Origin of the sequence: Roseomonas sp. GC11 (assembly GCF_024437745.1) — a bacterium.
Classification (GTDB): domain Bacteria; phylum Pseudomonadota; class Alphaproteobacteria; order Acetobacterales; family Acetobacteraceae; genus Pseudoroseomonas.
This window is the reverse complement of the sequence record NZ_JANFNY010000072.1, coordinates 1,801-27,426: the sequence shown is the minus strand read 5'-3', so window position 1 is coordinate 27,426 and position 25,626 is coordinate 1,801. Positions and strand designations below refer to the sequence as shown.

The window sequence follows — 25,626 nt, the reverse complement described above, 5'->3', positions numbered from 1 at the left end:
GCCTCCGCCTGGGCCTGCGCCGCGGCGGCGGCCCGCGCGGCCTCCTCCGCCTCCGCCGCCAGGGCGGCGACGGCCTGGGCGGCCTCCTCCGGCGTGGTGGCGCCGGCCTGGTCGAGCAGGGTGCGCCGCTGCGTCTCCGCCTCCCGCGCCACCTCGCCGGCCAGCTTCGCCTGCTGCGCCAGCGCCGCCTCCACCCGCGCATAGAGCGCCGTGCGGAACAGCGTGGCCAGGATCTCCTGCCGCTTGCCGGGGGGCGCCGTCAGCAACTCGCGGAAGCGGCCCTGCGGCAGCAGCACCACCTGGCGGAATTCCTCGGCGCGGTAGCCCAGGAGTTCTTCCACCGCCTCGCCCACGCGGCGCTCCTGGTCGGCCAGGACGCTGGGAAGACCCTCGGGCGGCAGGCGCCACAGCGTCGCCTCCGGCCGGCGCTCCACCAGCCGGCCGCCGCGCCCCGGCGCCTCCTGCCGCGGCGCGCGGCGGATGCGATAGGTCTCGGCGCCGAGGGCGAAATCCAGCTCCACCCAGCTGGGGGTGGCGGGCTCGGCATGGTGGCTGCGCAGATGCGCGGCCTCGCGCTCCGCGCCGCTGCTCTCGCCGAACAGGGCGAAGCACAGCGCGTCCAGCAGCGTCGTCTTGCCGGCGCCGGTGGGGCCGTGGATCAGGAAGAGCCGCTGCGGGCCAAGGGCGGCGAAATCGAAATCCTGCGCCCCGGCATAGGCGCCAAAGGCGGAAAGGCGGAGGGCGAGCGGGCGCATGGCGTCAGCCCTCCCCTTCCGCCAGGGCGGCGGCGATGGCGGCGCTGGCCTCGGCGCGGGCGGCCTCCGGCAAGGCCTCGCCGCGCACCGCCTGCCAGAAGGCGCCCAGCGTCTCCAGCGGCGCGGCGCGGGCGGCAAGGCGCGGCAGCGGCGCGGCGGCCCGTGCCTCCGGCGCCACGAAGCGCAGGTCCAGCACATGCGGGTAGCGCTCCCGCAGCCGCGCCATGGCATCGAAGGGGCGATCCGTCAGCAGCACCTGGAGCCAGTCCTCCCGCCCCGGCCCCTCGGCGGCGGCCAGCACCTCCTCCAGCGCGCCGCGCACAATCCGCAGGGGGTGGCGCGCGGGCAGCGGCAGCGCCTCCGTCCGCACCGCGCCAGCCGCGTCGATCTCCACCAGCGTCACGGATTTTCCCTGCCCCGCCTCGGAGAAGGAATAGCCGAGCGGCGAGCCGGAATAGCGGACACGCCCTTCCGCCATCTCCTGCGGCCGGTGCAGATGGCCGAGCGCGACATAATGGAACCCCGCCAGATGCGCGGCCGAGACGGCACCGCTGCCGCCCACCTGCAACAGGCGCTCGCTCTCGCTTTCCAGCCCGCCCTGCACGAAGGCATGCGCCACCAGCACCTGCCGCGCCGCCGGGTCGCATTGCCCGCGCAGATTGGCGGCGAGGGCGGCGAAGGCGGCCTCATGGTCCGGCAGCCCCTCCGGGATGGCGAAAAGCTCGGCCAGATAGGCGGGGGGGCCGTAATCGGCGGCGAGGATCTGCACCGGGCCATGCGCATCCTCGAAGGGAAAGGCGCGGCCCGTGGCGCTGTCGGCGATATGCAGCCCGGCGGAGTGCAGCAGCGGCGCGGCGAAGCCGAGGCGCCGCGCATCGTCATGATTGCCCGCGATCAGCACCACCGGAATGCCAAGGCCACGGATGATCCGCCCCAGCACATCGCCCAGCAATTCCACGGCAGCGGCAGGCGGCACGGCGCGATCATAGACATCGCCCGCCACCACCAGCAGGTCCGGGCGCGTGTCGCGCAGCAGGTCGAGGAAGGGGCCGGTCAACAGCCATTCCTGCTCCGGCAGGAAAGGCTGGCCATGCAGGGCACGGCCCAGGTGCCAGTCGGCAGTGTGGAGAATGCGCATCGGCAGAGCAGGATAGCCGATGATATAGATTCAGGAAAGAATCTTCTTTTTCTGAAGAAAAAGAAGCAAAAAGACTCTTTCAGCTTGGCGTCCCGCCTCAGGCCTGAAGCGGGACGCCAAGCTGAAAGAAATTTTTTGGTTCTTTTTTTAAAAAAGAACTCTTTTTTACAGCGCCCAGAAATTCCAGCTCGCCAGACTGCTGGTGCCGGTGAGGATGATTTCGAAATCCGCCGTCAGGTCACCATCGACATTGCCGTAGAGCACGCCATCGCCAAAGACGAGCTGCCCCACGCCGGTGATGCTGCCGCTGAAATTCAGGGTGAAGGCCTGATCGCCGGTTTGGGTCAGATCGGCATCGATGCCGGAAAGGTCGAGCTGGTCGGCATAGGGCGCGGCGTTGAAATCGGTGATGATGTCGCGCGCGCTGCCAGTGCCGACATCGCCATTGGAGAAGATGAAGCGGTCATTGCCGGCACCACCGGTCAGCACATCGGCCCCGGCCCCACCCACCAGACGGTCATTGCCTTCACCGCCCAGCAATGTGTCATTGCCATCGCCGCCGAGCAGGAGATCCTCGCCGCCGCCACCGGCCAGGATGTCGTTGCCGCCCAGGCCGGAGAGCGTATCGCCATTGCCGCGCCCGCTCAGCACGTCATTGCCCGCGCTGCCCACCAGCGATTGCGCGGCGGGCAGCACCAGGATGTCCGAACCGGTGGCGGTCTCCTCCAGCGTGCCGGTCAGGCCGCTGATCTGGATGCTGGCATCGGAGAGGCCATCGCCATTGCTGTCGATCAGCAGCATGGCACCGGACTGGCGGATCTCGGCCTCGCCCAGCCCGCTGAAGGCGGTGATGCCCAGGAAGCGCCCGTTCAGCGCGGAGAGATCGATCCTGTCACCCACGGCGAAGTCGGTGATGGTGTCGGCAGGCGTGCCGTCCAGATCGGCCAGGGTCCAGCGGAAGATGTCGTTGCCGGCACCACCGGCCAGCGTATCACTGCCCAGGCCGCCGGAGAGGGTATCGTTGCCATCGCCGCCCGCCAGCGTGTCATTGCCCGCGCCACCGGAGAGGCTGTCATCCCCGGCGAGGCCGGAGATCGTGTCATTCCCGGCACCACCCGCCAGCGTATCCACCCCCGCGGTGCCGGTGAGGGTGAGGTCCAACACGCGCTGCAGAATGCCCGAGCCCGCCGTGGTTTCCTGCAGGGGCGCGGAATCGCCCAGGCGCAGCGTGGCATCCACCACGCCATCGCCATCCATGTCCACCGAAACCATGGTGACACCGAGCTGCCAGACGCGCAGCTGCGCCGTGCCATCGGAGATGAAGGGCAGGTCGCCGATCATTTTCGCGCCCAGGGCGGACAGGTCCAGCAGATCGCCCGCCAGCAGGTCGGTGATGGTATCGCCCGCCATCTCGGCGGCGGTGGCATAGCGGAAGATATCGTTGCCGCCGCCGCCGGTCAGCGTATCGGTGCCATTGCCGCCCACCAGGATGTCATTGCCATCGCCGCCGCGCAGGATGTCCGTGCCATCGCCGCCATTCAGCGTGTCATTGCCGGCCTCGCCCAGCAGGACGTCATCGCCATTGCCGCCATTCAGCACGTCATTGCCATTGCCGCCGGAAAGCTGGTCCGAGCCGCCCAGGCCATTCAGCGTGTCGTTGCCGTCATTGCCGGCCAGCGTGTCGCGCCCGCCGCCGCCGGTCAGCGTGTCATTGCCCGCCGTGCCGTTCAGCACACGGTCCGGCGAGCGGATGAGCTGGCGCGTGCCGCTGCTGGTTTCCTCCAGCGCCATATCCCCGAGCAGGGTCATCATGACATCGGGGTTGGCGTCGCCATCAATGTCGATGGCGACGAAGGTCCAGCCGGTATCACGGCCTTCCCAGGATTCCAGGACGACGATCTGCCCGCGCACCCCGGTGAAGCCAACGGTGCTGAAGACCACATCCGGCATGGGCAGCAGGTCGAGGATATCCTCACTGTCGAAATCGGTGATGGTGTCCTGCAGCCAGCCGATTTCCTCGGGTGTCTTGTAGCGGAAGTAATCCATTCCGCCGCCGCCGGTCATCGTGTCGCGGCCGATGCCGGGCAGGATGAAGTCATTGCCATCACCGCCGAACAGCGTGTCATCCCCGGCCTCGCCGCGCAGGATGTCGTTGCCGGCGCCGCCATCCAGCGTGTCATTGCCACCGCGCCCACCGATGCTGTCATTGCCGGCGAGGCCAGACATCACGTCATCGCCGGCATCGCCGATCAGCACATCCGCCAGCGCCGTGCCGGTGCGCGAGAGCGGCGCGGCGATCATCAGGCGCAGCGAGCCGGCGCTGGTCTCCTTCAGCACGCCCGAGCCCTTCAGCAGGATCGCCTGATCCGCCAGGCCATCGGCGTTGCGGTCGATCTCGATGCGGGTATCACTGCCGATGCGAACCTGCCGCGCCTCCGGCCGCACGCCGCTGAAGGCCGTCTCACCCGCCCAGACCAGCCCCTCGAAGCCGGAGAGCAGAAGCTGGTCCCCCACGCTGAAGTCGCGGATGGTGTCGAGGGCGAAGCGCGTCGTCTCCGGATTGACGATGAAAATGTCGTTCTCCGTGCCACCCGTCAGCACGTCATCCCCGAAGCCGCCGGAGAGGGTGTCATTGCCGGCGCCGCCATTCAGCGTGTCATTGCCGCTGCCGCCGTTCAGCGTGTCATTGCCATCGCCGCCGGTCAGCGTGTCATGGCCGAAGCCGCCGGCCAGCGTATCATCGCCCGTGGTGCCGGCGAGGGTGCGGTCCGGCGCGGCGATCAGCATCAGCGGCGCGCTGCCCGCCTCCAGCATGCGGCCGCCCGTGTCGAGGCTGGCGGTGACATCGGCCTGCGCATCGCCATCAATATCGACGGTGATGGCGGTGCCGTCGAAGCGGATTTCCAGGCCCGCGCCGCTGAACAGGTTCTCACCGATGAAGCTGTAGCCGGACAGCGCGGTGAGATCGAGGAAATCGCCACGCTGCAGGTCGCGGATGGTGTCGCCATCGAGTTCGGCGAGGCTGGCGTAGGAGAAGGTATCGTTGCCGCTGCCCCCGCGCAGGATGTCGCGCCCCGTGCCGCCCTGGAGGAAGTCGTTGCCGCCACCGCCGGCCATCGTGTCATTGCCGCTGCCGCCCAGCAGGCGGTCGGCGCCGCTGCCGCCCTCCAGCGTGTCATTGCCGCTGCCGCCCTCGAGCGTGTCATCCCCGTCATTGCCATAGAGGCGGTCATTGCCGCCGAAGCCGGTCAGCACGTCATCGCCGCCCTGACCTTCCAGGCGGTCGGAGGAGGCATCGCCGTTGATGGTGCTGGAACCATCGCTGTCCACCACGACGACGGAGGCGGCAACCTGGAGAATCCGGGAGCCCGTGCTGGTCTCGCGCAGCATGCGCGTGTCGGAGAGGCTGGCGCGGAAATCGATCTGCCCATCACCATCGGCATCGAAGAGCAGCCAGCCGGGCACCTGCCGCAATTCACCCGCGGTCAGGCTGAAATCGGCATCGCCGATGAAGCGGAGGCCGCTGATGGCGCTGAAATCGATGCGGTCCACGCTCTCCAGGTCGGCGATGAAATCGGCGGCGAGGTCGGTGATGGCGAGGTAGCGGAAGATATCGTTGCCGGCGCCGCCGGAGAGATAATCCGCCCCCGCGCCGCCGATCAGGATGTCGTTGCCCGCGCCGCCCAGCAGCGTGTCATTGCCGGCATTGCCCACCAGCGTGTCATTGCCGGCGCCGCCGGAGAGGCGGTCATTGCCCACGCCGCCGGTCAGCGTGTCATTGCCGGCGGTGCCGGCGGCCACCACCGGCGTGGCATTGGTCAGGATGCCGGGGCTGCTCTCCACCAGGCGCTGGTTGCCATCCAGGCGCAGCACCGCATCCGCCACGCCATAGCCGCGCAGGTCGATCTGGAGCCAGGTGACGCCGCTGTCATAGAAGAAGCGTGCCTCCAGGCCATTGCCGCTGAAGCCGGCCTCGCCCCGGAAGGTCAGCCCGAGCCGGCTGATGTCGAGCCGATCGCCCGCCGTGAAATCAACGATGCGGTCGAGATTCAGTTCCTCGGCGCTGTCGAAGCGGAAGGTGTCGTTGCCGGCGCCGCCGGTCAGCGTGTCAGCGCCGCGCCCGCCCTGCAGCGTGTCATTGCCAGCGCCGCCCGCGAGGATATCCGCCCCCAGGCCGCCGGACAGAATGTCATCCCCATCCAGGCCATAAAGGGTATCGTCCTCGGCACCACCGTTCAGCGTATTGGCCGCGCTGGTGCCCGTGAAAATGGCCATCCTGAAGCCTCACACCCGAAGCGCAGCCCCATTGTTGGGGCGCGCCGCAACGATGTGGCGGGCATTCTGCCGGCCGGGCGGAGAACCATAGCACGGGCCTCCCCGTATCACGGCGGGGCGCTGTGCCTCAGGGCAGGGGAAGATTCAGGAATCTTCTTTTTCTGAAGAAAAAGAAGCAAAAAGACTTTTTCCGTTGGCGTCCCGCGCAAGGGCAGAGGCGGGACGCCGGCCGGGACAATCAGCGCCCCGCGAAAGCGGGGGGGCGCTTGCCGAAGAAGGCGGCCTTGCCTTCCTCATGGTCGGCGGAGAGGAAGAGCAGGGTCTGGTAGTGGCGCTCCTGCTCCAGCGCGCGGTCCAGCCCCTCGGCCAGGATCTGCTTGGTCAGGGCGATCGCCGCCGGGGCCTGGTCCGCCAGGATGCGGGCGCGGTCCAGGGCCACCGCCAGGGCCTGGCCCGGCGGGGCGAGGCGGTCCACCAGGCCGATGCGCTGCGCCTCCACCGCATCCAGCGGCTCGCCATAGAGCAGGATCTGGCGGGCGCGGGCGGGGCCCACGCGCTGTGGCAGGGTGAAGGGCAGGCCGAGATCGCCCATCAGCCCCACCTTGCCGAAGGCGGCCATGAACCGCGCATCCTCCGCCGCCACGATGCTGTCACAGGCACAGGCCAGGGAGAGGCCCGCCCCCGCCGCCCAGCCCTCGACCGCCGCGACGACGGGCTTCGACCCCGCCACCAGCAGGCGGATCAGCTGATGCGCCGGGCGCAGCCGCTCCCGCCCCTGCAGGGCCGACTCCACCTCCATCGAGGAGAGATCGCCGCCCGAGCAGAAAATCCCCCCCGCCCCGGTGATGACGACGGCGCGCACCGAGGCATCGGCCTCCGCCTCCTCCATCACGCGGAGCATCTCGCGGCGCAGCGCCGGGGCGAGGGCATTGCGCCGGCTGGGATAATCCATCTCCAGCACCAGCACCGCGCCATCCCGCCGCTGATGGAGGCGCATCGCCCCCCCTTCCTCCGCCATTCTGATATTTTCCTTGTCCTGACAAAAAAAGATGATGGGGGTCCGGGGGAAGAATTCCTTCTTCCCCCGGTTTTTTTTTGCAACCTCAGGCAGCCCCCTGCATCAGCGGCCCGATATCGTTGAGCTGATCCATGCGGCTGATCCGCAGCGCCATCCGCCCCGCTTTCTCCTCCCCGAGAACCCCCGCCGCCAGCCCGTTGAACTTGGCGCGCAGTTCCGGCTCGTCGAGGAAGTTCTCCGGCTCCCCCTTCGGCACCAGCACGGTGCGGGTGAAAACCTGCCCCCGCGCCCGCAGGGTGAGCTTGCCCGCCATGCGGGCCGGGAACTCGGCCTCGATCTCCGGGTCATTCTCGCAGGCGATGCGCGGCATCATCCCGCGCAGCACCGGATCATCGAGCAGCCGGTAGCTCTCCCAGTCCATCCGCCCGGTGGCGAGGGCGGCGGCGAGCACGAAGGGCGCGCTGAACTGGGCGTCGACGATGTTGCGCGGGTCCGCCTTGCGCCCGGCGGGCTCGCCCACCAGCAGCATCCCGGCGCGGGAGAGGCCGAGGGTGGCGCCCTCCACCTCCTCCGCCCGCAGGCCCAGCTCGGCGCGCAGCGCCAGGGCGGCGTCGATCCCGGCATGGCCCCAGCGGCAGGAAGGGTAGGGCTTCACCCCCGTCAGCATGAGTTCCCAGACCTGGCCGAGATCCTGCGTCACCCGCTCCGGCACCGGCTCGGGCGCATAGGCGCGGAGGAAGCCGTGGCGGCCCTCGATGGCATCGGCCGCGCCCTTGAAGCCCTGGCGCGCCAGGGTGGCGGCCGTCAGCCCCGCCATGCCCGCCCAGCCCACCTGGAAGCGCTTGGTCCAGGCCCCGTTGGCGAGGAATTGCAGGCTGCCCGCGCTCTGGCTGAGGGCGATGCCGAGGGCCGAGGCCACCCCGGCGGCGTCCAGCCCGAAGACGCGCGCGGCGGCGGCGGCGGCCCCGAAGGCGCCGCAGGTGGCGCTGGGGTGGAAGCCGCGGTCGTAATGCGCCCCCGCCGGCAGGGCCAGCGCCAGGCGCAGCGCCACCTCATAGCCGGCGACGATGCCCGCCAGCACCACGGCGCCGGAGGCCCCCGCCATCTCCCCCGCCGCCAGCGCCGCCGGGATCACCGGCGCGCCGGGGTGGACCACCGCCACCGCATGCGTGTCGTCAAAGTCCAGCGAATGGCCGAGGGTGGCGTTGACCAGCGCGGCGCCGGCCGGGCTGTAGGTGGCCTCATCGCCAAAGACGCGGCTGCTGCCCTGGTCCAGCCCGAGCGCGCGCACCGCCGCCAGCAGGGCCGGGGTGCTCTCCGCCTCATGCCGGGCGCGCACGATATTGCCGGCGAGGTCGAGCACCAGCGCCCGCGTGCGCGCCGCCACCTCGGGCGGCAGGGCCTCCGGCCGCAGCCCGGCGACGAAGGCGGAAAGCTCCTGGGTGATGCTCATGCGCGCGGTCCCTCCCTCGGCCTTTGGCGGCCTTTCCGGCAGGCTATCCCCCAGTGCGGGCAGGAGACAACCGCCCCTCCCCCTCTCGACGCGCGGCGCCGGCGGCGGCAGCATCCGCGCCCCTGAGAGAAGGAGCCGCCCGCATGGAGATCGCCGACCCCAAGGCCCTGGGCCTCTGCCCGCAGCGGCTGCGCCGCGTGGTGGACTGGGCCGACCGCTGGGCCGAATCGGGCCGCCTGCCGGGGGTGGGGGTGCTGGTGGCCCGGCGCGGCCAGGTGGCGCTGCAACACACCACCGGCCTCGCCGACCTCGCCCGCGGCACGCCGATGGCGGCGGACACGCTGGTCCGCATCTATTCGATGACCAAGCCGCTCACCAGCCTCGCCCTGATGATGCTCTACGAGGAAGGGCGCTTCCAGCTGGACGAGCCCATCACCCGCTTCCTGCCCTGCTTCCGCGACATGCGGGTGATGGCGGGCGGCGCGCGCGGGCGGATCGAGACGGTGCCGGCCATGCGCGACATCACCTTCCGCGACCTGCTGACCCACACTTCCGGCCTGACCTATGGCTTCATGCAGGCGACGCTGGTGGATGCCGCCTACCGCGACCAGGGCGTGGACTTCCAGACCGCCGAGGCCAGCCTGGGCGAGGTGGTGGAGCGCGCCGCCCGCCTGCCGCTGATCGCCCAGCCCGGCACGGCCTGGAACTACAGCATCGCCACCGATGTGGTGGGGCACCTCGTCGCCGTCATCTCGGGGCAGGAATTCGGCGATTTCCTGCGCCAGCGCGTGCTCGCCCCGCTCGGCATGCACGAGACGGATTTCCACGTCCCGCCCGAGAAGCTGCCGCGCTTCGCCGCCAACTACATCCCCAGCCCCGAGGGCGGCCTGACCCTGATCGACGACCCGGTGGCGGGCCGCTTCAGCAAGCCGCCGGCCATCTGCTCCGGCGGCGGCGGGCTGGTCTCGACCATGGGCGACTACTGGCGCTTCTGCCAGCTCATGCTCAACAAGGGCGTGCTGGACGGCACCCGCCTGCTCGGCCGCAAGACGGTGGAGCTGATGACCAGCAACCACCTGAAGGGCGACATGGCGGCGATGGGCCAGGCCCGCTGGTCGGAATCCACCGCCGAGGGCGTGGGCTTCGGCCTCGGCTTCTCCGTCACGCTGGACCCGGCGCGGGCGCAGATCCTGGGCTCGGCGGGGGAATATGCCTGGGGCGGCGCCGCCTCCACCGCCTTCTGGATCGACCCGGCGGAGGAGATGGCCGTCATCCTCTTCACCCAGCTCACCCCCTCCTCCACCTACCCGATCCGGCGCGAATTGCGGGTGCTGACCTACCAGGCGGTGGTGGACTGAACCGCCACGGCAGGCCGGGGCGCAGCGGCGGGCGGGGGGCCTTGCCGCCCCGCCACGCCGCCCCCATCATCCCGCCCCCCTTTCCCGGAGATGGGCCGCGCCATGCCTGATACCCGTGTTCTCCTGCTCACCGGCGCCAGCCGCGGCATCGGCCACGCCACGGTGAAGCTGTTCGGGGAGCGGGGCTGGCGGATCCTCACCGTCTCCCGCCAGCCCTTTTCCGAGGCCTGCCCCTGGCCCGGCGGCAAGGCGGACCACATCCAGGCCGACCTCGCCGATCTCGGCGCGGTCGAGCCGCTGGCCGAGGAGGTGCGCCGCCGCCTGCCGGGCGGCCGGCTGCACGCCCTGGTCAACAATGCCGGCATCTCCCCCAAGGGGCCGGGCGGCACCCGCCTCGGCGTGCGCGAGAGCGATGCCGAGACCTGGACGCGCGTGCTGAACGTGAACCTCGTCTCCACCTCCCTCCTCGCCCGCGCGCTGCTGCCGGAGCTGGAGGCGGCGAAGGGCGCCATCGTCAATGTCACCTCCATCGCCGGCTCGCGCGTGCATCCCTTCGCCGGGGTGGCCTATGCGGCGTCCAAGGCCGGGCTGGCGGCGCTGACGCGCGAATTCGCCCATGAATTCGGCCCGCGCGGCATCCGCGCCAATGCCATCGCCCCGGGCGAGATCCGCACCGCCATCCTCTCCCCCGGCACCGATGACCTCGTGCAGGACCTCGTGCCCATGGCCCGCCTCGGCGAGCCGCGCGAAGTGGCGGAAACCATCTTTTACCTGTGCACCGAAGCCAGTTCCTACATCAACGGCGCTGAAATCCACATCAATGGCGGGCAGCATGTTTGATTTCTTCTTTTTCTGAAGAAAAAGAAGCAAAAAGACTTTCTTTCAGGCTGCCGCCGTCTCCCGGCACAGCGGGACGCTAAACTAACAAAAGTTTTTTGGTTCTTTTTTCCAAAAAAGAACCCTTTCCTTGCCTCCCTCTCCCTGGCGCCACTCCCCCGGAGCGTCCCTGAGAGGGGGCATATCTGATCCTGCACCGCAACATTGGCATTGGGCGGGTGTTTTCCGCTAAGGACAGAGGGTGCTCTTTGCCCCTGCCCCGATGAGGATGGCCCCGATTGATGCGTGACGACGCCCTGCCCCCCGCCCACCCGGCGGAAGCGGCCATCCTGGCCTCGGGCCTGCGGGTCGAACCGCGCGAGATGCCGCAGCTCACCCGCCTCGTCGCCCGCCGCCTGCCGGCGGACCGCGCGGCGGTGGCCGAGGCGCTGTGCCAGGTACGGCGCAAGGGCTGGGCCTCCGCCGCCATGGCCATGGCCAACCGCGCCGGCGAGGTCTGGGTCCGCCGCAGCGAGGCAGAGGCCGCCGCCGCCAGCCTCGCCGACCCCGAGGCCAGTGAGGCCGATCTCCGCCGCGCGCTGGACGCGGCGGTGGAGGCGCGGCTGCGCAACGCTGCCCCCCGCCCCGGCGCCGCGCTGGAAGCGGTGGAGGCCGAGATCGCCGATATCTCCGGCGCCCCCCTCTCGGCCGAGCGCCATGCCGCCCTCGCCCTGGCCGTCGCCCGCGCCCATGGGCTCGACCCGGTGGAGACGGACCGCTTCGCCCGCGCCGCCGCGCATGTGGAGGAGCGCCGCCGCCAGGACATCCGCGCCGCCGAGAAGGCCGCGCGCGAGAAACGGCGCGAGGAAGTCGCCCGGCTGCGCGCCTGGGAAAAGAGCCTGATCGGGCTGGAGGGCATCCCCCCCCTGCTGCGCTGCTCGGAGCGCGAGGCGCTACGCTGGGCCGGCTCCGGCCTGCTGCCGGTGGCGCGCCGCATCCCCGGCCGCGGCGGGCGGGAGATCTGGCAGTTCGACCCGGCCGAGATCACCGCGCTGCGCCGCTTCCTGCCCGAATGGCGGGCGGCGGAGCGCGATGCCTCCCCTTCCACCGGCCGCGCCGACCGGCCGCAGAAGCTGGAGCGCGCCGAGGCCCTGGCCGGGCGCGGCGGCAAGGCCGCCAATGCCGCCGTGGCCCGCGCCGCCGCGCTGGACCGCTACGCCGGGCATTTCGCCACCGCGCGCGCCCTGGTGCGGCGCTTCATCATCGTCACCGGCCCGACCAACAGCGGCAAGAGCCACACCGCGCTCGACCGCCTGGCCCGCGCCGAGAGCGGCCTGGCCCTCGCGCCGCTCCGCCTGCTGGCGCATGAATTCCGCGAGGCCCTGGCCACGCGCGGCGTCGAGGCCGCGCTCTCCACCGGGGAGGAGCGCATCCTGGCCCCGGGCAGCCGCCACCTCGCCGCCACGGTGGAGATGTGCCCCTTCCACACCCCCGTCGATGTCGCCGTGATCGACGAGGCGCAGCTGCTGCACGACCGCGACCGCGGCGCCGCCTGGACCGCCGCGCTGATGGGCGTGCCGGCGCGGGAGGTCTTCGTCCTCGGCGCGCCGGAATGCGTGCCGATGGTCAAGCGCATCGCCGCCCTCTGCGGCGATGAGGTCGAGGAGATCTCGCTCCAGCGCAAGGGCCCGCTGCACGCCTCGATGAAGCCGGTGGCGATGGGCGAGCTGCGCGCCGGCGATGCGCTGGTGGCCTTCTCCCGCCGCGACGTGATGGACCTGCGCGAGGCGCTGGTGGCGCGCGGGCGCAAGGTGGCGGTGGTCTATGGCGCCCTCTCCCCCGAGGTGCGCCGCGCCGAGGCCGCGCGCTTCCGCAATGGCGAGGCGGATATCATCGTCGCCACCGATGCCATCGGCATGGGGCTGAACCTGCCCATCCGCCGCGTCGTCTTCTCCACCCTGCGGAAATTCGATGGCGAGGAGCGGCGCGAGCTGACCAGCCAGGAGGTCAAGCAGATCGGCGGCCGCGCCGGGCGCTATGGCCACCATGAGGGCGGCGTCGTCGCCGTGCTGGCCGGCGCGGGGGACCCGAATTTCGTGCAGGCCATGCTGGAGGCGCCGCACGCGCCGCCGGAGGAACTCCGCCCGCAGGTGCAGCCGGATGCCGACATCATCGCCGCCGTCGCCACCGAGATCGGCTCGGACAGCCTCTTCGGCGTGCTCGCGCGCATCAAGCGCGCCGTGCTGCGCAAGGACGACCCGAATTACCGGCTGGCCGACCTGACGCAGCAGATGGCCATTGCCTCCGCCGTCGATGGCGTGGCCGGGCTCTCCCTGCTCGACCGCTGGACCTATGCCATGTGCCCGGTGGATGAACGGGACAATGGCATCACCCGCCTCGCGCGCTGGGCGGTGGAGCATGGCGGCGGCCGCCCCGTGCGCCCGCCCCTGGCCGGCCGCCTGCCCGCACCGGAACGCGCCACCGGCGAGGAACTCCAGCGCGCCGAGAAGGTGCATAAGCGCCTCGTCGCCTGGCGCTGGCTCGCCCTGCGCTTCCCCGCCGCCTATCTGGACCGCGAGGAGGCCGAGGCCGAGACCGAGCGCCTGGATGGCTGGATCGAGGATGTGCTGCGCCAGCAGCGCCGGGCAAAGCGCGCGGCGTAAGGGGAAGGGAGAAGGGAAAGGGGAAGATTCTTCTTTTTCTGAAGAAAAAGAAGCAAAAAGACTTTTCCGGTTTGGCGCCCCGCCGCAGGCCATGCGCGGGGCGCCGCCAGGAAGAACCTCCCCGCTTTCAGGACACCCGCGCCAGCCTCCCGGCGAAGCCGCGTTCCGGCGCCTCTCCGCCCAGGGCGCGGGTGATGGTGGCCAGGTTGTGGTCCATCATGCCGGGGTAGCTGCCTTCATAGGTGCCGGAGCCGCCCATGGCGTCGGTGTAGAGTTCGCCGCCGATGACCACGCGGTGGCCGCGCGCCGCCGCGGCCTCGATCACCGCGCGGAGCGGGCGGTCCGGCAGGCTGCTTTCCAGGAAGACGGTGCCGATGCCGCGGGCCGCCAGCATGTCCGCCATCTCGCGGATGCGGCGGGGGGATGGCTCGGCCTCCGGGTGGGTGCCCTGGAGGGAGAGCGCCTCGATGCCGTAGCGGCGGGCGAAATAGGCGAAGGCGCCATGCGCCGTCACCAGCACGCGGCGGGGCTCGGGGATGGTGGGGATGGTGCGGATGGCCCAGGCATCGAGCGAGCGGAGTTCTTCCTGGAGGTCGGACAGGTTGGCCTCGAAGAGCGGCGCGCCGGCCGGGTCCAGCGCCTTCAGCCGGGTGGCGATGCGCGCCGCCACCAGGGACCAGAGGGAGAGATCCATCCAGAGATGCGGGTCCTGCCCGGCCTCGGCGGGGAGGAGGTTGGCCGGCGGCACCTCCTCCGAGAGGGTGGCGACGGGCAGGGGGCGGGCCAGCGCCGGGGCCATGCGGCCCTCCAGCCCCAGCCCATGGGCCAGCACCAGGCTGGCGCGGGGGAGCCTGGCCATGTCCTCGCGCGAGGGGCGGTAGAGATGGGGGTCCACGCCCTCGCCCATCAGCACCTCCAGCCGGATGCGCGGCCCGCCGATGCGGCCGGCGAGATCGCCCAGCATGGCGGTGGTGGCGAGGATGGGGAGCGGCGCGCCCTCGCCCTGCGCGGCGGCGGGGCGGGCCAGAAATGGTAGGGCCAGGGCAGAGAGAGCGGTGCCAAGAAAGGCGCGGCGCCGTGGCAGGAGGAGGAAGGGCATAGGGGCGCGGTCTCCGGTCCCCTGATGACGCCGGCACCATCCTGAGGCCCGCGCGTCACCTTTCCGTCATGCCCGCAGGATGAGGCTGCGGGGGTGTTTTGCGCAAGGCTTTCCTGGCTGCTAGAGCCGCGCGGGCGAGGCGGGAGCTTCCTGGCATGGAGCAGGACGAGACGGAAGAGAAGGCGCTGGCCCGCGAGGCGGCACGCCATGCCTCGGCGCGCTCGGCCCGCGCCAATGCCCTGCTGCATGACTATGTCGAGCTGATCGGCGACCTGCTGGCCTCCGAGGGCGAGGCGCGGCCGACTGATATCGCGCGCCGCCTCGGTGTTTCGCATGCCACGGCGATCAAGGCGATCGCCCGGCTGAAGCGGGAGGGGCTGGCGCATTCCAAGCCCTATCGGGGCATTTTCCTCACCGAGGCGGGGCATGCGCTGGCGGCCGAGGTGCGGGCGCGCCACCGGGTGGTGGTGGATGTCCTGCTGGCGCTGGGCGTCCCCCCCGAGGTGGCGCGCACCGATGCCGAGGGCATCGAGCACCATGTGAGCGATGCGACGCTGGCGGCCTTCCGGGCCTTCCTGCGCCGCGCCTGACCGCCAAAAGTTTTTTGGTTCTTTTTTCCAAAAAAGAACCGCTTGCTTTCTTTCCTTACGCCGCCGCCAGCGCCCGCCCGAAGGTGGCCGGATCCACATTCCCCCCGCTGAGCACGAGGCCGATGCAGCGCCCGCGGGCGGGCAGCTTCCCCGCCAGCACGGCGGCCAGGGCCACCGCCCCGCCGGGCTCGACGACGAGCTTCAGCGCCTCGAAGGCGAAGCGCATGGCGCGGAACACCTCCTCCGGCGTGACGACGAGCCCGCCCGCGAGGCGCGGCTGGTTGACGGCGAAGGTGATCTCCCCCGGCCGCAGGGAGAGCAGGGCATCGCATAGCATGGCGCCCTTGCCGTCATTGGCGATGCGGGTGCCGGCGGCGAGGGAGAGGGCGGTATCGTCCCAGCCTTCCGGCTCCACCGCCCAGACCTCGGTGCCGGGCGAGGCGCCCTCGATGGCCAGGGCGCAGCCGGCGACCAGCCCGCCGCCGCCGGTGCAGACCGCCATGGCGTCGAGGGCGAGGCCGGCGGCGCGGGCATCCTCCACCAGTTCCAGGGCCAGGGTGCCCTGCCCGGCGATGACGTGCGGGTGGTCGAAGGGCGGCAGGATGGTGGCGCCGCGCTGCCCGGCCAGTTCGCGCGCCAGGGCGTCGCGGTCGGTGGTGGCGCGGTCGAAGAAGGTGATCTCCGCGCCCCAGCGGCGGGTGCTCTCCACCTTGATGGCGGGGGCGTCCTTCGGCATGGCGATGAGGGCCTTCACCCCCTCGCTGGCGGCGGCGCAGGCGACGGCCTGGCCGTGATTGCCCGAGGAATGGGTGACGACGCCCGCCGCGCACTGCGCCGGCGAGAGCTGGAGCACGGCATTGGTGGCGCCGCGGAACTTGAAGCTGCCGGTGCGCTGGAGCGGCTCGGGCTTCACCAGCACGGTGCCGCCGGCGAGGCTGTCGAGCAGCGGGTGGCGCAGCATGGGGGTGCGCATGACGCGGCCGCGCAGCCGCTCGGCGGCGGCCAGGACATCGGCATGGGTGGGCAGGGGCAGGGTCATGCGGGCACCTCCGGCAAGCGGTGCCGGCCCCGGATGGCGGCCGGCGCGGCAGGCTGGCCCGGATCAGCGCGCTTGGCCAGGGGGGGAAAGCCAGGGGGGGGAGGCGTGCGGGGGGATGGAGCTGGGCGGGCGATGAATTCTCCGCAAGGCCATGCGCCGTGCCCCCGGCTCATACGATGAAGGATTGCGCAGCCGGTGCGCCAATGCCTAACCTTCCCTTGCAACGAGTGGCCGCAAAGGCCCGGCGGCATCAAGCCGCCCGTGCGAGGAGGTTACGGAATGGAAGGCAACGGGTTTCCCCGGCGCACGCTGCTGCGTGCCGGCGCGGCCGGCGTGGCGGCGAGCGCGCTCCCCCTGGTGAACGTGCATGGCCAGACGTCCGGCGGGAAGCTGGCGCTCGGCCTGTGGGACCACTGGGTGCCCGCGGGCAATGACGCCATGCGCAAGCTGGTGATGGAGTGGGGGCAGAAGAACCGCGTCGAGATCCAGCTCGATTTCATCACCTCGGTCGGCAACAAGAACCTGCTGACCATCGCGGCGGAGAGCCAGGCGAAGCAGGGGCATGACCTGCTCTCCTTCCCGACCTGGGAGATCCACGCCCAGTCCCGGCTGCTGGAGCCGATGGACGACGTGATGACGCGGCTGCAGGAGCGGTACGGGGCGATCAACCCCATCACCAAATATCTGGCGCAGATCGGCGGCAAGTGGATGGCGGTGCCGGCCGTCTCCGGCAGCCAGAACAAGCCGGCGATCGGCCGCATCGACCTGCTGAAGCAGCATGCCGGCATCGACGTGCAGGAGATGTTCCCCGCCAATGCCAACCCCGGCAGCAAGGCGGCGGAGTGGAACTGGGACACCTTCCTGAAGGCGGCGGAGGGCACGCACAAGGCGGGCTTCTCCTTCGGCCTGCCGGCCGGGCAGTTCACCGACGCCACCGACTGGATCGGCAGCCTGTTCCGCGGCTTCGGCGCCGAGCTGGTGAACGCCAAGGGCGACATCACCGCCAAGAGCGACAATGTCCGCCGCGTGCTGGAATACAGCCAGAGGCTCTTCGCCTTCCTGCCGGCCGATGTCTTTTCCTGGGACGATGCCTCGAACAACCGGGCGCTGATCTCGGGCCGGTCGGCGCTGATCTTCAACCCGCCCTCGGCCTGGGCGGTGGCCAAGCGCGACGCGCCGCAGGTGGCGGAACAGTGCTGGTGCTTCCCCGCCCCCGCCGGGGCGCAGGGGCGCTTCACGCCCTACCAGCCCTATTTCTGGGGCGTCTGGAGCTTCAGCCGCAACAAGAGCGCGGCCAAGGCGCTGATCGAGCATCTGAGCCAGCGCGAGCAGGCCGCCGCCATGGTCGCCGCCAGCAATGGCTACGACATCCCGCCCTTCGCCAGCATGACGGATTTCGACACCTGGGAGAAGGAAGGGCCGCCGCCGGGCACGCTCTACAACTACCCGCTCAAGCCGCACCAGAAGGCGGAGCAGTTCATCGCCTGCTACCCGGCTCCGCCGGAGATCGCGGTGCAGATGTACAACCAGGGCATCCAGGCGAAGATGATCGCCCGCGTGGTGCAGAACAAGGAGCCGATCGACCGGACCATCGCCTGGGCCGAGCGCGAGCTGGAAGGCTTCAAGCGCGGCTGAGAGCCGCCATGCCACCGGGCGGGGGGAGGCACGCCCCCCGCCCCCACCGCGACGCCCCATCCATTGACGGGAGGCCGGCATGTCCGACGCCACGCTCTCCGCCGTACCGAGGCCGCATGAGGCCGCGCCGCGCAGCGCCCTGCAGCGCATCGCACGGCGCAACTCCACCATCGCCTTCCTGCTGACCCTGCCGCTGATCCTGCTGATCCTGGGGCTGGTGGTCTATCCCTTCCTCTACGCCATCTACCTCTCGATGCTGAACCGGCGCATGACGCGCTTCATCGGCATCGAGAACTTCACTTTCCTGCTCTCGCGCGAGACCTTCTGGGACGTGGTGTTCCAGTCGGTTCTCTTCGCCGTCTCCGCCGTGCTGCTGAAGGCGCTGATCGGCTTCATCCTGGCGCATGTGCTGCACGCGCTGCCGGCCAAGGGCCAGCGCAAATGGCGCGGCATGCTGCTGGTGCCCTGGGTGATCCCGCCGGCCATCTCGACCCTCGCCTGGTGGTGGCTGTTCGACCCCTCCTATTCCGCCTTCAACTGGGCGCTGGCGGGGATCGGCGCGGACCCGGTGCCCTGGCTCGGCGCCACGGGCTGGGCGCGCTTCTCGGTCATCCTGGTCAATGTCTGGTACGGTTCGCCCTTCTTCATGATCATGTATCTGGCGGCGCTGAAGTCGGTGCCGGACCAGCTCTACGAGGCCGCCTCGATCGACGGCGCCAATGGCTGGCAGAAGCTGCGCCACGTCACCTTCCCGATGATGCGCAACATCATCTCCATCACCGTGCTGTTCAGCCTGATCGTCACCTTCGCCAATTTCGACATCGTCCGCATCCTGACCAATGGCGGGCCGCAGGACAGCACGCATGTCTTCGCGACCTATGCCTTCCAGGTTGGCATCCAGTCGGGCGATATCCCGCTCGGCGCCTCGGTCAGCCTGTTCATGTTCCCGCTGCTCGCCGTCTTCGCCGTGTTCACGCTGCGCGGCGTCAACAAGCGCACGAAGGAGATGGCGTGATGAGCACCACCACCGCCGGCGGCTTCGTCCCCGCCGAGATGAAGCATGGCAGCCTGCGGCGCGAGCGCCGCTGGGCGATGATCGGCGCCTATGTCGCGCTCGCCGTCTTCGTCGTCTTCTTCATGACGCCGCCGTTCCACATGCTGGTCACCAGCCTGAAGGGCTCGGCCGAGATCGCCGACCTCTCCGGCAATCCCTGGCTGGTCAGCGCGCCGACGCTGCAGAACTACTGGGAGCTGCTGACGCAGGGGAACTACCTGCTGCATTTCCGCAACTCCATCATCGTCACCACCTGCACCGTGCTGATCAGCATGGTGGTCTCGACGCTCGCCGCCTTCGCCCTGGCGCGGATGAAGTTCTGGGGCAGCGCGACGCTCGCCACCGGCGTCTTCCTCACCTACCTGGTGCCGGAGACGCTGCTCTTCATCCCGATGTTCCAGATCGTCGGCAGCCTTGGCCTCTACAACAACATGTGGGCCATGGTGCTGATCTTCCCGACGCTGACGGTGCCTTTCTGTACCTGGATCATGATCGGCTACTTCGCCTCCATCCCGAAGGAGCTGGACGAGGCGGCGCTGATCGACGGCGCGGGCCACCTGCAGATGCTGTGGAAGATTTTTATTCCCGTGGCCCTGCCTGGCATCCTGGCGGCGATGATCTTCGCCTTCACGGTGAGCTGGGCGGCCTTCATCTACCCGATCGCCTTCCTGGTCTCCTCCGACCAGATGGTGCTGACGGTGGGCATCGTCTCTGACCTGATCCGGGCGGATACGTTCCAGTGGGGCAAGATCATGGCCGGCGCGCTGATGGCGGCCTTGCCGCCGCTGCTCGTCTATGCCTTCCTGATGGACTACTACATCGCCGGCCTCACCGCCGGCGCGACCAAGGGCTGAGGGGAGAAACACAAGAATGGCGCAGGTAACGCTCCGCAAGGTGGTCAAGGCCTATGAAGGCGGCGTCCAGGCGGTGAAGGGCATCGACCTCGACATCGCCGACCATGAGTTCGTCGTGCTCGTCGGCCCGTCCGGCTGCGGCAAGTCCACGACGCTGCGGATGATCGCCGGGCTGGAGGAGATCTCGGATGGCGAGATCTCCATCGGCGGCCGCCTCGTCAACGACGTGCCGCCGCGCGACCGCGACATCGCCATGGTGTTCCAGAACTACGCGCTCTATCCGCACATGACGGTGTTCGACAACATGGCCTTCGGGCTCATGCTGCGGAAATTCCCCAAGGAGGAGATCAAGCGCCGGGTCGAGAACGCGGCGCGCATCCTCGACATCACGCCGCTGCTCCAGCGCAAGCCCAAGGCGCTCTCCGGCGGCCAGCGCCAGCGCGTCGCCATGGGCCGCGCCATCGTGCGCGACCCCAAGGTCTTCCTGTTCGACGAGCCGCTGTCCAACCTGGACGCCAAGCTGCGCGTGCAGATGCGCACCGAGATCAAGAAGGTGCACCAGACGGTGCGCACCACCACGATCTACGTGACGCATGACCAGGTGGAGGCCATGACCCTGGCCGACCGCGTGGTGGTGATGCATGGCGGCGTGATCGAGCAGGTCGGCCCGCCGCAGGAACTCTACCACAACCCGAAGACGCGCTTCGTCGCCGGCTTCATCGGCAGCCCGGCGATGAACTTCATCCCGGCGCGGCTGGAGAATGGCGCGGGCGCGCTGCGCGTCCACCTGCCCGGCGATATCGTGCTGCCCGTGCCGGCCGAGCGCACCGCGCGCTACAGCGCGCTCGCCGGCAAGGAAATCCTCTTCGGCATCCGCCCCGAGCACCTGACGGAGGCGAAGAATCTCGAGCGCCCGAATGTCGCGCAGATGCTCGCGACGCCGGAGGTGACCGAGCCGATGGGCATGGAAACCCTGGTCCACTTCAAGATGGCGGGCGCCGAGATCTGCGGCCGCGTCGACCCCACCGCCCCCGCGGCGCCGGGCCAGCCGCTGCCGATGGCGGTGGACCTCAACCACATGCATGTGCTGGAGCCGCAATCCGGCCGGGTGTTGTGAGCGGGGGCATCGCCTGGGTCACCGGCGCGGGCTCCGGCATCGGCCGGGCCTGCGCCCAGGCGCTGGCGGGGGCGGGCTGGCGGCTTGCCCTCTCCGGCCGCCGCGCGGCGGCGCTGGAGGAGACGGCGCGCCTCCTCCCCGCCGGCGCGCTGGTGGTGCCGGCGGATCTGACGGACGAGGCCGCCGTGGCCGCCGCCCTCGCGCGGATCGCGGCCGAGCTCGGCCCCGTCACGCTGCTGGTCAACAATGCCGGCAGCAATGTGCCGCGCCGCCACTGGCACCAGCTCGGCGCCGCCGATGCGCGGCACCTCGTCGGGGCCAATCTGGTGGCGCCCTTCCTCACCAGCCTGGCGGTGCTGCCGGGGATGAAGGCGCAGGGCGGCGGGCTGATCGTGCAGATCGCCTCCATCGCCGGCAAGGGCGGCGCCCCTGTCTCCGGCCCCGGCTACATCGCGGCGAAAAGCGGCTTCATCGCCCTCTCCGCCTCGCTCAATGCCGAGAACGGCATCCACAACATCCGCTCCACCTGCCTCTGCCCGGGCGAGGTCGCCACGCCCATCCTCGACCTGCGCCCCACGCCGCCGCCGGCGGAGGAACGCGCGCGGATGCTGCAACCCGAGGATATCGCGCAGGCCGTGCTCTTTGTCGCGAAGCTGCCGGAGCGTGTCTGCATCAACGAAATCGTGGTCACGCCCACGCATAACCGGTTCCAGGCCGAGGCCGCCCGCGCCATCGCGGCGCTTTGATCCCGCGCGGCGCGGCAAAAAACCGCGCCGCGCCCTTTTGCCGCCCGCCGCACGGGTCCATGCTGCCTCCACCAACAACGACAAAGAGGAAGCCCAGGAATGGATGCCGTGCTGGTCCCCGCCCCGAAGCTGGAAGCCCTGGTGCGCGATATCTTCATCGCCGCCGGGGGCGCGCCGGAGGAAGCGGCGGGCATCGCGCAACACCTGGTGGGCGCCAACCTCGCCGGGCATGACAGCCACGGCGTGGCGCGCGTGCCGCGCTATGTGGACTGGCTGAAGCAGGGCTTCGTCCATTTCGGCCGCCGCCCGCGCATCGTCATGGATGGCGGCGCCTTCGCGCTGCTCGATGCCGAATTCGGCTTCGGCCAGAATGTCGCCGCCGAGGCCACGCGCCTCGGCATCGAACGCGCGCAGGCGCATGGCGCCGCCGTGATCGCCCTGCGCCATGCCGGGCATGTCGGCCGCATCGGCCATTATGCCGAGATGGCGCTGGAAGCCGGGCTGATCTCGCTGCACATCGTCAATGTCGCCGGCTCCACCCTCGTGGCGCCTTTCGGCGGGGCGGAGCGGCGTTTCTCCACCGCGCCCATCGCCATCGGCGCGCCCATCGAGGGGCGGCCCCTGGTGCTGGATTTCGCCACGTCGCTGGTGGCGGAGGGCAAGGTCCTCGTCGCCTCCAATGGCGGCAAGCCGCTGCCGCCGGATGCGCTGGTGGGGCCGGATGGCGCCCTCTCCGGTGATCCGCACATGCTCTATGGCGACTATCCGCCCGTCGGCCTGCGCAACCCCGGCAACGGGCCGGGCGCCATCCGCGCCTTTGGCGACCACAAGGGCTCGGGCCTCGCCCTGATGTGCGAGCTTCTGGCCGGGGCCTTCACCGGCGGCGGCTGTGCTGGTCCTGGCGGGGCCGGGCCGGGCGGGGAGCGCGGGCGCATCGCCAATGGCATGCTCTCGCTCTATCTCTCGCCGGCGCATTTCGGCACGGCGGAGGAATTCCAGCGCAGCGCCCGCGAATATGCCGACTGGGTGGCCTCTGCCCGCCCCATCGACCCCGCCCGCCCCGTGCTGCTGCCCGGCGAGCCGGAAGCCCGCACCCGCGCCGAGCGGCTGGCCCAGGGCGTGCCTCTGCAACCGGATACCTGGGCCGGGCTGCTGCGCACGGCGCAGGCGCTGGGCGTCATGGAAGAAGCTTAATTCTCGATTCTTCTTTTCCTGAAGAAAAAGAAGCTTTCTTTCAGTTTGGCGTCCCGCCTCAGGCCATAGGCGGAACGCCAACTGAAAAAGTTTTTTGGTTCTTTTTTTCAAAAAAGAACATTCTTCCTTCCCTTGCTTCTCTCTCTTTCAGCGTCATCTCTGCCGCATTCCTATCCTGCCGGAAGTCCTGGATGCGGCGCCTCGGTTTTTCCCTGTTCTGCACCCTCATCGCATTGGCCCTGGCCGGGCTGATGCTGCGCGTCCTGGCCCCGGGTGGCTGGACGGGGTGGGAGGTGGTGATGGCCCTCGCCTGGCTGGGCACCCTGCCCTGGACGGCGCTCTGCGCGGGCAATGCGCTGCTCGGGCTGGCGCTGCGCCTGGGGGCGCGGGACCCGGTGGCCGCAGTGGTTCCCGGCTGGCAGCCCGCCCCAGCCGCCCCGCCCCGGACGCGCACCGCCATCGCCGTCTGCCTGCGCAACGAGGCGATGGAAGCCGTGCTGCCCCCCCTCGCCCGGCTGCTGGACGGGCTGGAGCAGGCTGGAGCCGGGCAGAGCTTCACCCTCTGGCTGCTCTCCGACACACAGGACCCCGCTTTGGCGGCGCGGGAGGACGCCGCCATCGCCAGCTTCGCCACGCAGCGCGACGGGCGGCCCATCGCCATCCGCCACCGCCGCCGGGCGGAGAATACCGGCTTCAAGGCCGGCAACGTCATGGAATTCCTCGACGGCCCGGGGCAGGAGTTCGATTTCTTCCTGTGCCTGGATGCGGATTCCGAGATGTCGGCGCGCGCCGTGCTGCGCCTCGTCGCCACCCTGGAGGGGCAGCCGCGGCTGGCCATCCTGCAACAGCTCATTGCCGGCCGCCCGGCGGAGAGCGCCTTTCCGCGCCTGTTCCAGTTCGGCATGCGGGCGGGGATGCGCCTCTGGGCCACGGGGCAGGCCTGGTGGCAGGAGGGGGAAGGCCCCTATTGGGGGCATAACGCGCTGATCCGCGTCGCCGCCTTCCGCGCCCATGCGCGGCTGGAGAGCCTGCCCGATGGCCGCGCGATCCTCAGCCATGACCAGGTGGAGGCGGTGCGCCTGCACGCCGCCGGCTGGGCCGTGCGCTGCGTGCCGGAGGAGGAGGGCAGCGCCGAGGGCAACCCGCCCACCCTGCCCGACTTCCTGGCGCGCGATGCCCGCTGGGGCGCGGGGAACATGCAATACTTCGCCCTGCTGCGCCTGCCGGGGCTGACGCCGATGGGGCGGTGGCAACTGGTGCAGGCCATCCTGCTGTTCCTCTCGGCGCCGCTCTGGCTGGTGCTGCTGCTGGGCGGGGTGATGAACGCCGCCACCGGTGGCGGCGCGGCCACGCCGCCGGGCGCCCTGGCGGCGCTGCTGCTGGCCGGGTGGCTGGCCATCCACGCGCCGAAGCTGCTGGGCTATGCCGAATTGCTGCTGCGCCCCGCCCTGGCCGCGCCCTATGGCGGGCGTGGCGCGGTGCTGCGCGGGGCGGCGGCGGAAATCCTCTTCACCACGCTGCTGGACCCGGTGAGCCTTGCCCATAAGAGCCGCGTGCTGGCCGGGCTGGCGCTGGGGCGGCGGAGCGGCTGGGCCCCACAGAACCGCGCCGCGCGCGGTGTCGCCTGGGGGGGTGCCGCGCGCCTGCTCTGGCCGCAGACGCTGCTGGGCGCGGCGGGGATGGCGGCGCTGCTCGCGGCGGGCGGCACGGCGTGGCTCTGGGGGCTGCCCTTCCTGGGGCCGCTGCTGCTGGCCATTCCCTTCGCCGTGGCCACGGCGCATCCTGGCCTCTCCGCCGCGCTGCGCCGCGCCGGGCTGGCCCGCACGCCGGAGGAAGCCGCGCCTCAGCCGGAGCCGAGCGGCAGGCGCATCAGCGTCTCGTCGTAACAGGTGCCGCCGATCTTCAGCGCGCACGGCTCGGTGGCCCAGGCGGTGAAGCCGGCCTGCTCATAGAGCCGCCGCGCCGCCTCATTGCCGACCACGACGGAGAGGCGGATTTCCTCCACCCGCCCGCGTGCCTCGGCGATCACCGCCTCCAGCAGCGCCCGCGCCAGCCCCGTGCCGCGCGCCGCCGGGCGCAGATAGACGCCCCACAGCAGCCCCTTGTGCCGCGTCTTCACCGAGCCTGGGAAAGCAAGGCCCATGATGCCCTCCGGCTCCCCCTTTGGCGCATCCTCCGGCTCGCCGCGCCAGCCGGCGAGCACCACGCCGTTGCGCAGCCTGTCCGCGAACCAGGAGTCCGGCTGCGCGGCCTCCTCCTCATGGCTGGCGCCATAAGCCTCAGGATGCGCCAGGAGAGCCTCCAGGCGCAGCGCGCGGAACAGGGAGGCATCCTCCGGCGACAGGCGCCGGATCTTTTTTTTCAGCTGCCGGTCATGGCCGGGACGGGATCGCTGCATGTTCAACACGCTCTCCGGCCCAGCCTCGCGGCCCGCTTCTCCACCCGACGGCGGCTTTTTTTCAGCTGCCGGTCATGGCCGGGACGGGATCGCTGCATGTTCAACACTCTCTCAGGCCCAGCCTCGCGGCCCGCTTCTCCACCCGACGGCGGCTTTTTTTTCAGCTGCCGGTCATGGCCGGGACGGGATCGCTGCATGTTCAACACGCTCTCCGGCCCAGCCGCGCGGCCCGCTTCTCCACCCGACGACGGCTTTTTTTCAGCTGCCGGTCATGGCCGGAACGGGATCGCTGCATGTTCAACACGCTCTCCGGCCCAGCCTCGCGGCCCGCTTCTCCACCAGACGGCGGCTTTTTTTCAGCTGCCGGTCATGGCCGGGACGGGATCGCTGCATGTTCAACACGCTCTCCGGCCCAGCCTCGCGG

The 25,626-nt window shown here is 70.5% G+C and carries 19 protein-coding genes; 11 read left to right on the top strand and 8 right to left on the bottom strand.

Annotation, left to right across the window (positions count from 1 at the left end):
* The 5 genes from NON00_RS19160 to NON00_RS19140 all read right to left on the bottom strand — a co-directional run.
* On the bottom strand, positions 1–755 hold a 755-nt coding region (locus NON00_RS19160; protein ID WP_256024309.1), incomplete at its 3' end, for an AAA family ATPase.
* A 4-nt stretch (positions 756–759) separates the two neighbouring features.
* Positions 760–1,893: an exonuclease SbcCD subunit D gene (locus NON00_RS19155; RefSeq protein ID WP_256024308.1), complete on the bottom strand. Its 1,134-nt coding sequence runs from the start codon at positions 1,891–1,893 to the stop codon at positions 760–762.
* A 165-nt stretch (positions 1,894–2,058) separates the two neighbouring features.
* Positions 2,059–6,168, bottom strand: coding sequence for a poly(beta-D-mannuronate) C5 epimerase (locus NON00_RS19150; RefSeq protein ID WP_256024307.1), 4,110 nt, complete (start codon positions 6,166–6,168; stop codon positions 2,059–2,061).
* Between the two features lie 238 nt (positions 6,169–6,406).
* On the bottom strand, positions 6,407–7,165 hold the full coding sequence (locus NON00_RS19145) for an enoyl-CoA hydratase/isomerase family protein (protein ID WP_256024306.1): 759 nt from the start codon (positions 7,163–7,165) through the stop codon (positions 6,407–6,409).
* Positions 7,166–7,271: 106 nt separating this feature from the next.
* Positions 7,272–8,639: an MmgE/PrpD family protein gene (locus NON00_RS19140; protein WP_256024305.1), complete on the bottom strand. Its 1,368-nt coding sequence runs from the start codon at positions 8,637–8,639 to the stop codon at positions 7,272–7,274.
* Between the two features lie 143 nt (positions 8,640–8,782).
* Here NON00_RS19140 and NON00_RS19135 point away from each other — a divergent pair, with 143 nt between their 5' ends.
* The 3 genes from NON00_RS19135 to NON00_RS19125 all read left to right on the top strand — a co-directional run bounded on the left by NON00_RS19135 (position 8,783) and on the right by NON00_RS19125 (position 13,476).
* Complete coding sequence (locus tag NON00_RS19135) at positions 8,783–9,997, top strand: serine hydrolase (protein ID WP_256024304.1); 1,215 nt, start codon at positions 8,783–8,785, stop codon at positions 9,995–9,997.
* Positions 9,998–10,099: 102 nt separating this feature from the next.
* Positions 10,100–10,837, top strand: coding sequence for an SDR family NAD(P)-dependent oxidoreductase (locus NON00_RS19130; RefSeq protein WP_256024303.1), 738 nt, complete (start codon positions 10,100–10,102; stop codon positions 10,835–10,837).
* A 278-nt stretch (positions 10,838–11,115) separates the two neighbouring features.
* On the top strand, positions 11,116–13,476 hold the full coding sequence (locus NON00_RS19125) for a helicase-related protein (RefSeq protein ID WP_256024302.1): 2,361 nt from the start codon (positions 11,116–11,118) through the stop codon (positions 13,474–13,476).
* A gap of 127 nt (positions 13,477–13,603) precedes the next feature.
* On the opposite strand, the gene NON00_RS19120 is transcribed toward NON00_RS19125, so the two are convergent.
* Positions 13,604–14,575 (bottom strand): metal ABC transporter solute-binding protein, Zn/Mn family, encoded by a 972-nt coding sequence (locus tag NON00_RS19120; protein WP_256024301.1) that lies wholly within the window; start codon positions 14,573–14,575, stop codon positions 13,604–13,606.
* Positions 14,576–14,730: 155 nt separating this feature from the next.
* Between NON00_RS19120 and mntR the strand changes: the two genes are divergently transcribed.
* Positions 14,731–15,165, top strand: coding sequence for a manganese-binding transcriptional regulator MntR (gene mntR / locus NON00_RS19115; protein ID WP_256024300.1), 435 nt, complete (start codon positions 14,731–14,733; stop codon positions 15,163–15,165).
* A gap of 55 nt (positions 15,166–15,220) precedes the next feature.
* Here the strand turns inward: mntR and NON00_RS19110 are convergent, their stop codons facing one another.
* A complete protein-coding gene (locus tag NON00_RS19110; RefSeq protein ID WP_256024299.1) occupies positions 15,221–16,204 on the bottom strand; it encodes a threonine/serine dehydratase in 984 nt (327 codons plus the stop codon).
* Between the two features lie 279 nt (positions 16,205–16,483).
* On the opposite strand from NON00_RS19110, the gene NON00_RS19105 reads away from it, so the two are divergent.
* The 7 genes from NON00_RS19105 (at position 16,484) to mdoH (ending at position 24,690) form a co-directional block, all read left to right on the top strand.
* Complete coding sequence (locus NON00_RS19105; protein ID WP_256024298.1) at positions 16,484–17,839, top strand: ABC transporter substrate-binding protein; 1,356 nt, start codon at positions 16,484–16,486, stop codon at positions 17,837–17,839.
* A gap of 79 nt (positions 17,840–17,918) precedes the next feature.
* A complete protein-coding gene (locus NON00_RS19100) occupies positions 17,919–18,854 on the top strand; it encodes a carbohydrate ABC transporter permease (RefSeq protein WP_256024297.1) in 936 nt (311 codons plus the stop codon).
* Positions 18,854–19,747 (top strand): carbohydrate ABC transporter permease, encoded by an 894-nt coding sequence (locus tag NON00_RS19095; RefSeq protein ID WP_256024296.1) that lies wholly within the window; start codon positions 18,854–18,856, stop codon positions 19,745–19,747. Before NON00_RS19100 ends, NON00_RS19095 begins: the two co-directional genes overlap by 1 nt.
* Positions 19,748–19,763: 16 nt before the next feature.
* Positions 19,764–20,864 (top strand): ABC transporter ATP-binding protein, encoded by a 1,101-nt coding sequence (locus NON00_RS19090; protein ID WP_256024295.1) that lies wholly within the window; start codon positions 19,764–19,766, stop codon positions 20,862–20,864.
* On the top strand, positions 20,861–21,610 hold the full coding sequence (locus NON00_RS19085; RefSeq protein ID WP_256024294.1) for an SDR family oxidoreductase: 750 nt from the start codon (positions 20,861–20,863) through the stop codon (positions 21,608–21,610). Before NON00_RS19090 ends, NON00_RS19085 begins: the two co-directional genes overlap by 4 nt.
* A 99-nt stretch (positions 21,611–21,709) precedes the next feature.
* Positions 21,710–22,804: a malate/lactate/ureidoglycolate dehydrogenase gene (locus NON00_RS19080; RefSeq protein ID WP_256024293.1), complete on the top strand. Its 1,095-nt coding sequence runs from the start codon at positions 21,710–21,712 to the stop codon at positions 22,802–22,804.
* 191 nt (positions 22,805–22,995) lie between these two features.
* Positions 22,996–24,690: a glucans biosynthesis glucosyltransferase MdoH gene (gene mdoH / locus NON00_RS19075; RefSeq protein WP_256024292.1), complete on the top strand. Its 1,695-nt coding sequence runs from the start codon at positions 22,996–22,998 to the stop codon at positions 24,688–24,690.
* On the opposite strand, the gene NON00_RS19070 is transcribed toward mdoH, so the two are convergent.
* Positions 24,648–25,202, bottom strand: coding sequence for a GNAT family N-acetyltransferase (locus NON00_RS19070; protein WP_256024291.1), 555 nt, complete (start codon positions 25,200–25,202; stop codon positions 24,648–24,650). The genes mdoH and NON00_RS19070 overlap by 43 nt on opposite strands.
* Positions 25,203–25,626: the final 424 nt, after the last annotated feature.

Bases quoted from the DNA above. Each gene is read 5' to 3' on its own strand.
- NON00_RS19110 (WP_256024299.1), bottom strand. From the start codon at position 16,204: ATGACCCTGCCCCTGCCCACCCATGCCGATGTCCTGGCCGCCGCCGAG.
- NON00_RS19105 (WP_256024298.1), top strand. From the start codon at position 16,484: ATGGAAGGCAACGGGTTTCCCCGGCGCACGCTGCTGCGTGCCGGCGCG.
- NON00_RS19095 (WP_256024296.1), top strand. From the start codon at position 18,854: ATGAGCACCACCACCGCCGGCGGCTTCGTCCCCGCCGAGATGAAGCAT.
- NON00_RS19135 (WP_256024304.1), top strand. From the start codon at position 8,783: ATGGAGATCGCCGACCCCAAGGCCCTGGGCCTCTGCCCGCAGCGGCTG.
- NON00_RS19155 (WP_256024308.1), bottom strand. From the start codon at position 1,893: ATGCGCATTCTCCACACTGCCGACTGGCACCTGGGCCGTGCCCTGCAT.
- NON00_RS19070 (WP_256024291.1), bottom strand. From the start codon at position 25,202: ATGCAGCGATCCCGTCCCGGCCATGACCGGCAGCTGAAAAAAAAGATC.
- NON00_RS19080 (WP_256024293.1), top strand. From the start codon at position 21,710: ATGGATGCCGTGCTGGTCCCCGCCCCGAAGCTGGAAGCCCTGGTGCGC.
- NON00_RS19100 (WP_256024297.1), top strand. From the start codon at position 17,919: ATGTCCGACGCCACGCTCTCCGCCGTACCGAGGCCGCATGAGGCCGCG.
- NON00_RS19090 (WP_256024295.1), top strand. From the start codon at position 19,764: ATGGCGCAGGTAACGCTCCGCAAGGTGGTCAAGGCCTATGAAGGCGGC.
- NON00_RS19145 (WP_256024306.1), bottom strand. From the start codon at position 7,165: ATGCGCCTCCATCAGCGGCGGGATGGCGCGGTGCTGGTGCTGGAGATG.
- mdoH (WP_256024292.1), top strand. From the start codon at position 22,996: ATGCGGCGCCTCGGTTTTTCCCTGTTCTGCACCCTCATCGCATTGGCC.
- NON00_RS19150 (WP_256024307.1), bottom strand. From the start codon at position 6,168: ATGGCCATTTTCACGGGCACCAGCGCGGCCAATACGCTGAACGGTGGT.
- NON00_RS19125 (WP_256024302.1), top strand. From the start codon at position 11,116: ATGCGTGACGACGCCCTGCCCCCCGCCCACCCGGCGGAAGCGGCCATC.
- mntR (WP_256024300.1), top strand. From the start codon at position 14,731: ATGGAGCAGGACGAGACGGAAGAGAAGGCGCTGGCCCGCGAGGCGGCA.
- NON00_RS19130 (WP_256024303.1), top strand. From the start codon at position 10,100: ATGCCTGATACCCGTGTTCTCCTGCTCACCGGCGCCAGCCGCGGCATC.
- NON00_RS19120 (WP_256024301.1), bottom strand. From the start codon at position 14,575: ATGCCCTTCCTCCTCCTGCCACGGCGCCGCGCCTTTCTTGGCACCGCT.
- NON00_RS19140 (WP_256024305.1), bottom strand. From the start codon at position 8,639: ATGAGCATCACCCAGGAGCTTTCCGCCTTCGTCGCCGGGCTGCGGCCG.